The sequence below is a fragment of the Actinosynnema sp. NPDC023794 genome (assembly GCF_040639675.1).
Taxonomy (GTDB): Bacteria; Actinomycetota; Actinomycetes; order Mycobacteriales; family Pseudonocardiaceae; genus Actinosynnema; species Actinosynnema luteola.
In genome coordinates, this window is sequence record NZ_JBFAFR010000056.1 from 21,599 (window position 1) to 29,019 (window position 7,421).

4 protein-coding genes and 1 pseudogene are annotated in these 7,421 nt (G+C 71.0%); 1 reads left to right on the plus strand and 4 read right to left on the minus strand.

Annotated features, from left to right (window positions below; all coding sequences use genetic code 11):
• Positions 1 to 764 precede the first annotated feature (764 nt).
• The 3 genes and pseudogenes from aztD to aztB form a co-directional block, all read right to left on the minus strand.
• Complete coding sequence (aztD, locus tag AB0H12_RS43540; protein ID WP_499632144.1) at positions 765 to 1,928, minus strand: zinc metallochaperone AztD; 1,164 nt, start codon at positions 1,926 to 1,928, stop codon at positions 765 to 767.
• Between the two features lie 32 nt (positions 1,929 to 1,960).
• Complete coding sequence (aztC, locus tag AB0H12_RS43545) at positions 1,961 to 2,869, minus strand: zinc ABC transporter substrate-binding protein AztC (RefSeq protein ID WP_499632147.1); 909 nt, start codon at positions 2,867 to 2,869, stop codon at positions 1,961 to 1,963.
• A 1,172-nt stretch (positions 2,870 to 4,041) separates the two neighbouring features.
• Positions 4,042 to 4,860, minus strand: a pseudogene (gene aztB / locus AB0H12_RS43550) (zinc ABC transporter permease AztB); the annotation flags it as partial.
• Between the two features lie 53 nt (positions 4,861 to 4,913).
• On the opposite strand from aztB, the gene aztA reads away from it, so the two are divergent.
• Positions 4,914 to 5,627, plus strand: coding sequence for a zinc ABC transporter ATP-binding protein AztA (gene aztA, locus AB0H12_RS43555; RefSeq protein WP_499632150.1), 714 nt, complete (start codon positions 4,914 to 4,916; stop codon positions 5,625 to 5,627).
• 178 nt (positions 5,628 to 5,805) lie between these two features.
• Here the strand turns inward: aztA and AB0H12_RS43560 are convergent, their stop codons facing one another.
• On the minus strand, positions 5,806 to 7,110 hold the full coding sequence (locus AB0H12_RS43560) for an MDR family MFS transporter (RefSeq protein WP_499632153.1): 1,305 nt from the start codon (positions 7,108 to 7,110) through the stop codon (positions 5,806 to 5,808).
• Positions 7,111 to 7,421: the final 311 nt, after the last annotated feature.

A 7,421-nucleotide genomic window follows, 5' to 3' on the forward strand; every position in this document is an offset into this window, starting at 1 on the left:
CGACTCCTTGCCGCGGGCTCAGGTCAACAACCACCCCGCGACCGGCGAACGCGGGCGCGTTCCTGACGTGCCGTCCGGCACCAGCTTTCAATTCGGCGGAGCAGCCGTCTCCTGCTGACGATGGCGCTGCTGCTGACGGTGGTGCCGCGGGTCCGCAGCAGGGCGTGACCGGTGCTCGCGTGCCCGGCCCGGGGAACCGCCTGGGCCGGGCACCGTCGTGTCCGGCCCGCCACCACCCTGATCTTGAAGGCCTCGACGCGGGTCCTACGCGGGCTCCGACGTGGTCGGTGACCGATGACGGATCGGCGTCACGCCTGCTCTGACGACTTCTTCCAGTAGGCGAGGTTGCGGCAGGTGGCGACGGTGTCGGGGTGGTCAGGGCCCAGGTGCGCATGGGCCTGCTCCTGGAGCATGTGCCAGTGGGTGATGACGGCGTTGACCTGACACCTCCACGATCGAGGTGTTGCAACGACCGATTGAACCCACCGAATGCACCGCGGCGGCGGTGGCTCGAAGTGGCAAACACCGTCTCCACGATTCGAGGGGATCGACCCTTCGTCCACGGCCCGACCGGTGCCACCCACCGCCATCGGATCAGCGTCCCCGGATTTCGGGGAGACGAGGTGGCCGCCGGACTGGTCGTGACCGCCGGCGCGGCTGCGGTTCGCGCGCCGGCACGGTCACGACCTCCCGCCGATTCGCCCGCCGCAGCCGACGAAACGCATCGCGGGGCACCGAGAACCGGCTCTCCCCCGGTCACGGCCTCAGGTCGTGACGCCGCTGAGTTCGTTCGGCTTCTGGGCCAGCGACGCGGTTGCCGTGACCGTGCCGGCGGCGAGGTCGATCCGGTGCACCTGCTGCTTGTTCGGGTCCGACACGTACACGGTGCCGCCCCTGGCGAAGATCGCGGGCCTCGGCTGCTGCCACTCCAGGGGTTCTTGCCAGGTGTCCGTGACGGGGATGGTGCGGGTGACCTCGGCCTTGACCGGGTCGATGACGTGGATCTCGCCGTCGGTGCCGAGCACCAGCGCTTCACCCTGCGGGCCGCGCGCCAGCGAGCGGAAGGTGTAGCTGGCTCCGATGTCGACGAGCTTCAGGGCGCCGGTGGTGGTGTCGATCAGCGAGATCCCCGTGGGGCGTTCGAGCTCGGCGTCGGCGTCCTGCTTGTAGTCGCCGAGGACGATCGCGGAGTGGTCGCTGCCCGCCTGGTTGCCGATGCGACCGTACTCCGTGGGGCTCTGCACCTTGGTGATCGCGCCGTTGCGGTAGATCAGCACCCCGTTCTGGCAGCCGATGACCACGACCTCGTCCTTCGCGGCTGCCTCGCCGTGGACGCCTGGGCAGTCCTCGTTGCGGGCGATCTCCTTGCGGTCCTCGTCGAGGACCGCGATCCCGACGCGCTTGTCCTTGTTGCCGAGCGTGACGACAAGTTCGCCGTTGGCCAGCTCGATCGCGACGCCGTGGTGCGGTTCGGCGGTCTTGTAGGTCTCGACCGTGCGCTCCGCGCTGCCCAGCGTGGCCGGATCGAGGACCCGGACCTCGCCGGTCGCGTCGGTGAACAGCACGGTGCGCCCGGCGTGCCGGACGACGTGGCCCGGTTCGGCGCCGGGGAACTCGATGTCGGTCAGCTCGCCGCGGGCGGCGTCGAGCACCCGGAACCCGCTCGACGTCGACACCATCAGGTGCTTGTCGTCGCCCGCGGGGTTGAGCCGGTTGAAGCCCGCCAGCTTGACGTCGGCCTTGACCTCGAGAGTCTTGCCGTCCAGCACGTAGATTCCGCCGTCATAGGTGACGGCGACCGGCTCGACCACGGAGCCTGCGCCCGACGCGGGTTGCGGCGCCTTCTCGGCACCGCAACCGGCAAGGACCAGGGTCGAGGCCACTGTGGACACCACGGCCGTGGTCCACGTTCGCGACCAGCTTCTCATCTGCTTCTCAACTTCCTGCTCGGGGTGTCGTGTCAGTCATTGGCGAGGCCGCGCACGATGGCCTCGGTGTTGGCGCGCGTCATCTCCAGGTAGGTCGCTGCTCCGCCGCCGGCCGCGGTGAGCGACTCGGAGTGCAGGGGGATGACCTCGACGCGCACGCCCGCCTGTTCGGCGAGCACGCGGGCCAGGCGGTCGGGTTGCGAGGAGTCGGCGAAGATCGCTCCGACGCCTGCCGTGCGGACGGCTTCCGCGAGCGAGGCCAGGTCGGACGCGCTGGGCGAGGCGAGCGTCGTCCCGCTGGGGATCACTGCCCCGACGATCTGGAAGTCGAAGCGCTGGGCCAGGTAGCCGAAGACGTGGTGGTTGGTGACCAGTTTGCGGCGCTGCCCCGGGATGGCGGCGAACCGCTCACCCGTCCAGCTGTCGAGCCGGTCGATCTCGCCGAGGTAGCGCGCGGTGTTGGCGCGGACCGCGTCGGCGTCGATGCCGTCGACGTGCTCGATGACGCGCTCGCTGATCACTTCGACGGCTCTGCGCACGCGCTTCGGGTCGGTCCAGAAGTGCGGATCCGGCCGGCCCGCGACGTCATCGGTCGTGTAGCGGATCGGGTCGACCTGGTCGCCCACCGACAGGGCCGGCACGTCGGCCTGCTCGGCCGCGCGGACGTGCCGGAGCACGCCCTCCTCCAGCCCGAGTCCGTTGTAGACGACGAGCGCGGCACTTTCCAGCCGTGCCGCCTCCTGCGCGGAGATCGCGAACGAGTGGGGGTCGGCGTTCGGCTTCATCAGCACCGTGACCGGGGCCGCGTCGCCGACGATGTTCCGCGTGATGTCGCCGAGGATGTTGGTGGTGACCACGATCCCGGTGCGCTGCCCGTCTTCGCTGCCGCATCCGACGAGCGCCAGCACCAGGGCGCAGGTCACCGCGAGGAGTCGCTTCACCGTCCGGTCTCCACCATGTGCGCCGGCTCGATCTCCAGCCGGATGGTCCTGGCGACGCGCAGGTCGTCGTTGAAGTCGATCTCGTGGACGGCACGCGCCCGGGCGTCGTTGACGTAGGCGCGGTTCGGGTCGACCTCGATCACCGGCGGCACGCTGCCCTCCGCGACGGGCGCGCCGAGCACCTGACGCTGCGTGATCTGCTTGCCGGTCTTGGTGTCGTAGGAGTGCAGGACGCCGTCCGCGGTCAACGTCAGCAGGGGTCCTCCCTCGCCGACCGCGTTCACGGCGGTGACTGGTCCGGTCTCGACCAGCGTCCACTCCTTCGCCCGCACGTCCAGCGACCAGACGCCGAGGTGCCCCGCTTCGGCCGCGAGCGTCGTGCTGCCGGGCCGGTGGTTGAACCGGGCGGCACGCTCGGCCTCGGGCACGGCACGGGGATACGGGATCTTCTCGCCCGCGAAGGAACCGTCCTTCCCGGTCACCACGAGGGCGCCGTCGGCGCAGCCGAAGACGACGCCCCGCCGGGTCACCGCCTGGCCGCGCGGACTCGGGCAGGGCTGCTCGATCGTCGTCACGGCCTTGCCGTCCCTGGTCTTGACCGTCACGCGGTCGGATCCCGACACCAGCAGGTGCTCGGCGTGAGGCACCGCGACCCCGCCCTCGAGCTCGCCGCGTGCGGTCACCGTGCCGCCGTCGAGGCCCTGCCGGTCCAGCAGAGTCGTGCCACCGCGGTCGAACGCCACCGCCGTGACGGCCGGGTCGCTGTCCGCGTTCACCACCGCGTCCCCTGCGACGGAACCGACGTCCCCGGCCCGGGCGCGGTAGTAGTGCACGTGGTCGCCGTGATCGACCATCCAGGCACCGCTGTCGACGATCCGCACCGATCCCTCACCGGTGACGTACGCGAAACGGCCATCGCCGGTGATCGCCCGGACGCCGTCCACCTCGCCGACGTCGGTCACTTCCTCCGTGATCAGGTCGACGACCCGCACAGCACCGGTGCGCTCGTCGGCCACGACCAGCCGGGACTGCGCCTCCGCCGTCTCCTCCGCACCCTCGACGTAACCGTGCGGCACTTCCTCCTGAGCGGGCTTCGTGCCACAACCGGCCAGCGGCAGCACCATGACCACCGCAGCGATCAGCACCGCGTGCTGCCCGCCCGCGCCGGCGATCCGCACCCGGTCGCGCACCCGGGCACCCAGCGCCGCCACGAAGAACAGCGCGACGGCGACCAGCGCGATGGTCGCACCCGCGGCGGTGCCCGCGTGCCACGAGACGAGCAGGCCGGCGACGGTGGCGGTCACACCCAGCACCGCCGCGCCGAGCATGATCGTCGGAATGCGGCTCGCCCAGTACGTCGCGGCGGCGGGTGGCGCGACGAGCAGACCGAACACGAGCAACGTGCCGACCACCTGGAACGACGCCACGATCGCCAGGGTCACCAGGCCGAGCAGCACCGCGTGCGCCAACCGCGGGCGCAGCCCCAGCGTCTGAGCCTTGCGTGGATCGAAGGTCGACGCCACGAACGCGCGATGCCCCCACAACGCGACCGGCGCGGCAACAGCCAGGGCCGCGGCGAGGTGACCGAGGTCCTGCGCGCGAACGGCGAGCACGTCGCCGAAGAGGAACGCGGTCAGGTCCACGGCGAACGACTCGGAGTGCGAGACGAGGATGACGCCCAGCGCGAGCATGCCCACGAACAGCAGCCCGATGCTGGTGTCCTGCGAGAACCGCCGGGTACGTCCGAGTGCCGTCACACCGAACGCCATCGCGCCCGCGCTCGCCGCGGCACCGACGAACAGGTTGCCGCCCAACAACGACGCGATCGCGACGCCGGGCAGCATCCCGTGCGACATCGCGTCACCGAGGAACGCCATGCCGCGCAACACGACCCACGTCCCGGCAAGTGCACAAAGGCACGAGACGAGCACTCCGGCCCACAACGCCCGCTGTACGAACGAAACCTCGAAGGGGGCAAGCAACCAGTCCACGCCGAGGACCGTATATTGAAAATGAGAATCACTACAACTAAGTGGAGGGTGTCATGGCACACACGTCGGAGCAGTCCACTTCGGACCGCTACGCCGTACGGCTTCGCGGGCTGTCGGCCGGCCATGCCCGGCACACGGTGCTGCACGAGGTGACAGCGGAGTTCCCGCGCGCCAAGGTGACAGCGGTCGTGGGCCCCAACGGCTCCGGCAAGTCCACGCTGCTCGGCGTCCTCGCCGGCGTCATCACCCCCGCGATGGGCGACGTGGAGATCGGGACGCGGCGCCCGGCGTTCGTCGTCCAGCACAGTGCCGTCCCGACCGGACTCCCGATCACCGTGTGGGAGACGGTGGCCATGGGCAGGTGGGCACACCGCAGCCCGTGGCAACGGCTGACCAGGACGGACAAGGAGTTGGTCGGCGCCTGCCTGGACCGGATGGGCATCGCCGACCTCGCGCAACGCCGGCTCAGCTCGCTGTCCGGGGGACAACGCCAGCGCGCGCTCCTCGCGCAGGCGTTCGCGCAGGAGTCCGACCTGCTGCTGCTCGACGAACCCGACGCCGGCCTCGACTCACAGGCCCGGCGCGACATCTCCACCGCGATATCCGACGCACGGGCCAACGGCGTGACGGCCATCCACGTCACGCACGACCTGGACGAGGCATCGCGGGCGGACCACTGCCTGGTGCTCCAGGACGGACGGCTGGCCGCCGAAGGTGACCCGCACACCGTTCTCCAGCACCTCCGGGTGGAGCAGATGCCGGCATGAGTCCGACAGAGTGGCTGTCCAGGACGTCGGGCACCTGGAGCTTCCAGGCGCCGTTGGCGGTCTCCGCGGACAGGTCACCGTGACGGAGGCTGTCAGTCGAGCTCGTTCACAGTCCCTGCACACCCGCACGCACGCTCTGCCGGAACTCGCGGTTGGCCGGGTTGGCGCAGGTCACCGGTCACACCGGCGTCCTGCACGTCGTGGTGTCGCGCGGCTTGTCCGTCGATTGAGGACTGTCGACGCCGCGGGGAAGCAGCACGATGGCCAGCGCCGGGATCACGGCGAGCACGAGCCAGGGCACGGCATGCGGAAGGCCCAGGTCGAGCAGGGAGCCGGTGGCCGCGCTGCCGACGAGGACGATCAAGCCGGAGACCGAGGACAGGGCGCCGATGTAGAGGCCGAGCCTGCCCTCCGCGGCGAGGTCGGGAACCCACGCGCGGGCTGTCGGGACCACCAGCATCTGGCCGACGGTGAGCAGCACGACGAAGCCCGCCGCCGGCGCCAGTCCGACGACTCCCGTCCACGCGGCCGGCCGGGCGGCGACGACGGCGAACGCCGCGGAGATGAGCAGCAGCCCCAGCATCATGGACCTGCGCAGGTCCAGCCGGTTCGCGGCCCAGCGGGTGACCGGCAGCTGGGCGGACACGACGAGCAGGGAGGACAGGGCGAACAGCCACGCCAGGGGCGCCTGCGAGCCCGCGGCTCGCGACACCTCGTCCGGCAGCGCGAGGTAGAACTGGTTGTAGGCCAGCAGGTAGGCGCCGTACGCGCCGCACAGGGCCAGGAAGCGGCGGTTGCGCAGCATCGCCCGCACGCCGCCCCGCACGGTGACCCGGGTCCTGCCGGGGATGTGTTGCGGCATGAGCCACGCGTGCCCGGCGAGGACGAGGACGAAGACCACGGCGCCGGCGAGGCAGACGGCGCGGAAGTCCACGGCGAGCAACAGCGCGCCCAGCAGCGGGCCGACGAACGCCCCGGCCTGGCCCGCCACGGTGAACAGGGCCAACACCCTGGTCCGCGGCCCCGCGCCCGCCTGCTCCCAGGTCACCGCCTGCCGGGCGACCTCGGATTCGACCGCCGGGGAGAACAGCGCGGCGGCGAAGCCGATCAGCAGCACCGCGCCGATGACCGCCGCGGGCCGCTCGGCGTACCCCAACCACGCGAACCCGACGATCCGCAACGTGCAGCCGGCGAGCACCACCGGCCGCACCCCGTAGCGGTCGACGAGCGCACCACCCAGCACGAACAGGCCCTGCTGGCTGAACGTCCGCAGCCCCAACACCAGCCCCACCAGCCAGCCGACCATCCCGATGGACCCGAGGTGCTCGGACAGGAACGGCAGCACGGCGTAGAAGCCGACGTTGAAGGCGAGCTGCGTCAGGATCAGCAGACGCAACAGCGGGGACAGCGTCTTCCAGGTCCGCTCACGCCGCAGCCCCCGTTCCCGGGAACCCGTCACCGCTCCGGAGACCAACTCTGCCATGCGGGATCCTCACGAGTCGTGACGGCTGCGACATGCCGAATCGAGGTCATCCCGCGTCGCCACTCTGACGCAATAGTGATGCACCTGCAAATCATATGCAATAAGCTCGCTGCGGTGAAGGCGCGCCAGTGCCGAGTCACCACCTCGCTCCTACACGGCTACCCGGTCGGCGCGGGCGCGAGGTGCGGCGTCCTGTTCGAGGACCTGGGCGGCATGCTCACACCGCCACCGCCCCGCGCCCCCCGCGCCCCGGGGGGGCCCGGGTGCGGGGGCGGGGGGGGGGGGGTCGGGTGGGCGGCATCGGGCGGTAT